The organism is Selenomonadales bacterium (assembly GCA_017442105.1).
Classification (GTDB): domain Bacteria; phylum Bacillota; class Negativicutes; order RGIG982; family RGIG982; genus RGIG982.
Map to the genome: position 1 here is coordinate 1 of JAFSAX010000175.1, position 2744 is coordinate 2744.

2 protein-coding genes are annotated in these 2744 nt (G+C 51.4%); both read right to left on the reverse strand.

What is annotated here, in order from left to right; all coding sequences use genetic code 11:
- Positions 1-321: 321 nt before the first annotated feature.
- Positions 322-1527: an FprA family A-type flavoprotein gene (locus IJN28_06950; GenBank protein ID MBQ6713503.1), complete on the reverse strand. Its 1206-nt coding sequence runs from the start codon at positions 1525-1527 to the stop codon at positions 322-324.
- A 116-nt stretch (positions 1528-1643) separates the two neighbouring features.
- The gene (locus IJN28_06955; protein ID MBQ6713504.1) at positions 1644-2486 is read right to left on the reverse strand and encodes a MerR family transcriptional regulator; all 843 of its coding nucleotides are present in this window, start codon (positions 2484-2486) and stop codon (positions 1644-1646) included.
- Positions 2487-2744 lie beyond the last annotated feature (258 nt).

Below are 2744 nucleotides of genomic sequence, written 5' to 3' on the forward strand. Positions count from 1 at the left end.
TGAGCGTATCGCATCAACCGTTCGAGCAAACGAAGTGATGCGAGTTTTGATGCGTGGTCATGTCAACGTCTTATGCGATCAGACACGACCGCAAACGAAACGCAGGAGCAAAGACGTACTCCGAAGACGTACGTGGAACCCGAGGGCTTTTGTTACTTTTTGCCCACAAAAAGTAAGAGGAAGGGAAGAATTATCTGTTACGAAAAGGAAGGCTTTGCGAGCTTGATACGCACGATAAAAAAGAACAGCAACAGTAAAAACAAAAAGCCTGCAAGACCTTCTTCATTCCTGCAGGCTATCTGTTTATTTTTTTTATCCCTATTATCCCTTCACCGTTTCTGCGATCGCATCAGCAAGCGCGTAGAGCGAAGCTGCATCGGCGAGGGAGGATTTGATCGTCACTTTGTCGCCGATAAGTTCCATGTTTTTCATCTCGGAAACGATTCCTTGCATGAGCTTGCCGCTCTGCGGTGCCCAAGAGCCGTTTTCGATGATAGCTACCTTTTTGTTCTGGACGCAGAGTGCTTTCATGTCGTCGAGGAGGTAGTGCATTTTCGGGAAGATGCCGTTGTTGTACGTCGTTGCCGCGAGAACGATGGTCGATACGCGGAACGCTTCGGCGATCATGTAGGAGATGTCCGTTTTCGAGACGTCATAAATTTTGACGTTTTTCACACCGCGGTCACCGAGTGCCATGGCAAGCGCTGCTACAGCAGACTTCGTGTTGCCGTAAATGGAGCTGTAGAATACTGCGACTGCTTTGTCTTCTGCCGTGTACGTTGCCCAGTGCGTGTAGAGATCGATGATGAAGCCGAGGTCGGTGCGCCAGATCGGACCGTGGAGCGGTGCGAGCATCGCGATATCGACGGTGGACGCTTTTTTGAGCGCAGCTTGTACCTGCATACCGTATTTGCCGACGATGTTCGTGTAGTAGCGGCGTGCTTCGGCAACGAAGTAGCCGTCACGATAATCAATTTCGTCGTTGAAGATGTTGCCGTTTACCGTGCCGAACGTGCCGAATGCGTCTGCGCAGAAGAGGACTTTGTCAGTCGCATCGTACGTCATCATAACTTCCGGCCAGTGTACCATCGGTGCGAATACGAACGAGAGCTGATGTTTGCCGAGGGAGAGCGTGTCACCTTCTTTGACGACGAGCTTGCGTTCAGCAGGGAGCTGAAGACCGAAGAACTGGTCGATCATGGTGAAGATCTTTGTATTCGCAACGAGCGTTACGTCGGGATAACGGAATGCGATCTCTGCGATGAGTGCGCAGTGGTCGGGTTCCATGTGGTTGATGATGAAGTAGTCGAGCTTGCGGCCATTAAGGCCGAAGGCGAGGTTTTCCATGAACTGATCTCTGACGGAGGCATCTGCCGTGTCGATGAGAGCCGTTTTTTCGTCGGTGATGAGGTACGCGTTGTACGATACACCGTCGGGGAGCGGGAACATATTTTCGAATAATTGCAGACGACGGTCGTCCGCGCCGATGTAGAGAATGTCATTGGTTACTTTTCTGGTTGCATGCATATTGTTATCCTCCTTTGGGATGATTATCATAATGAAATACCTATAATATATTAGTATACGATAAAGACGGGTAAAAAAACAAGGGCATACGGAGAAATGTCCTTGTTTTATCTTTTTTATTCGGTTTGGTCGGCGGTGACGCGCACGGAAAGGCTGTTGAGATATTCGTCGGTGTTCTCTGTGAGAAGGTGGTTTTTGAGCTGGAGGAGGTAGACGTCGCCTGTCGGTGTGAGCTGATGTTCGTCGAGGTAGGCTTTGAGCCGTGCGAGGACGGCAGGGGCTTCGGTGTAGTATGTGCCGCGGAAGTTGACTGTGACGTATGTTCCTGCGGGACGTGTGAAGTTGGCGCGGTCGCTGTCTTCGCTGCCAAGCGGGAAGTAGTACGCGATCGTGTGGCCGAATCGCTCGCTAAAAAAGTCTTCTCCGCGGATGAGCCAGCCTGCGTCGAACGGCTGGATCTGGCCGTCGGTCGTGGCGAGCTGGGTGTGCGAGGAGAGGACGCGCAGTCGATCGTGAAGCGGCATCTCGGCAGAGAGCGGTTCGCTGATGAGGAGCGGAAGCTCGTCTTCATCGGTAAGTGCGATGTCCTCAAGGTCGAGGACGTCAAGGTAGGACAGCGTTTCGAGCGTGTCGGCAAGAGAAGCACGGAGCGTCTGAGCTTCTTCGATGATGCGGTCACACTCGGCGACTTTGTCTTGGAGCAGTCGCTCGAACGCTTGCTGTGAGCGACCATCTAAGTATGTGCGGATATCCGAGAGCGATACATTCATTTTGCGTAGATTAAGAATGAGTGCGAGCGTCAGATACTGCGACGTCGAGTAGTAACGGTAGCCGTTCTCGTTATTCACGTAGGCGGGCGGAAGTAGCCCGTTCTTGTCGTAGAACAGCACCGTCTGTTTTGTGATATTATGCAGATTCGCGAGTTGTCCCGCGGTGATGTATGTGTCGTGTGTGGGCATAGTGGGGGACTCCTTGTGAAGTGATGAGAGGGGAGGGGATAAAAAAGAAGTATCAATCCGTTTTATTCTCTTAGCAGAAAACTATCATCTGCGTTCCACGCTTTTTGAAGCGGTGCAGATCGTTATAGCGTAAGCCGGCGTCCGCTTCAACAGCGTGTGCCTTTTTTGTTACTTATTGGAGAAGTATCCAAGAAGCAAGTCCGAAGGGCGATGCTGATTGGTTAATACTTCCCATGCGATAGCGACCCAAGAAGCACA

Bases quoted from the DNA above. Each gene is read 5' to 3' on its own strand.
- IJN28_06955 (MBQ6713504.1), bottom strand. From the start codon at position 2,486: ATGCCCACACACGACACATACATCACCGCGGGACAACTCGCGAATCTG.
- IJN28_06950 (MBQ6713503.1), bottom strand. From the start codon at position 1,527: ATGCATGCAACCAGAAAAGTAACCAATGACATTCTCTACATCGGCGCG.